Origin of the sequence: Lederbergia ruris (genome assembly GCF_018332955.1) — a bacterium.
GTDB lineage: Bacteria > Bacillota > Bacilli > Bacillales > Bacillaceae_C > Lederbergia > Lederbergia ruris.
This window is the reverse complement of record NZ_BORB01000104.1, coordinates 1-741: the sequence shown is the minus strand read 5'-3', so window position 1 is coordinate 741 and position 741 is coordinate 1. Positions and strand designations below refer to the sequence as shown.

The 741-nt window shown below is 43.2% G+C and carries 1 protein-coding gene; it reads right to left on the bottom strand.

The genetic code is table 11. The annotated features are described in order from the left end of the window. Positions 1 to 267 precede the first annotated feature (267 nt). Positions 268 to 741: integrase core domain-containing protein (locus tag KI363_RS21580; protein WP_212967612.1), on the bottom strand; the 474-nt coding region annotated here is incomplete at its 5' end.

Below are 741 nucleotides of genomic sequence, written 5' to 3'. Positions count from 1 at the left end.
GGTAGTGTCAAAAATTCTATGAAAACAAAAGCCTAAAGTAGCTCTAAGGTCTAAATGTGGTGGTAAGCTGCCGCAATCGCTCTTGACAAACACGCCAATGGTTTGAATTCAGGCTAACAAGGGCGAAGGGGACAAAAAGAAGGCAGGCCAAATAAGCCCTTGGTTTTTCCCATTTTAAACCATTGGCAAGTTCGGTTTGTCAAGAGTTCGCTCCGCCGATTGCTGAATAGCCGAATAAAAAAACAAGGGGCTCAGCTAAACAAAAAGTTAGGCTAACCGCTGTTTTACGATCCATTGTTGAGCTAATTCGATCAGTTTTGTCCACCGTGCCGGCATTGTAGGAAGACCTGATAAGGATGGATTGACAACAGGTACCTTTCCCTCTAAAGAGGCATGTGGTCGCAGAAAATTAAAATAAGCGACAAACAAGGTGACATAGGAAACAGAACCATGTTCCGAACCAAAGCCATGTGTGGAACGGTAGTTTCCCTTAAATGTACGATTAAGTCTCTCAATGACTTGTTTAAGTGGCCTGAATTCGGTCGAAACAGGGTCTTCATTTGTCAGACCAATCACCTGTTTAACATCAAACTGGATGTCGTGTTGGGCGAAAAAGTGTTGAGCTAGAAGATAGATGGGATTTCCATCGACTACAAAAGTGAGATCTTCTGGAATCTCCTTCATCTTTACCAACACTTCATCAATGGCATGAATAGCCGTGAGGGTATCACGATTTGGCGA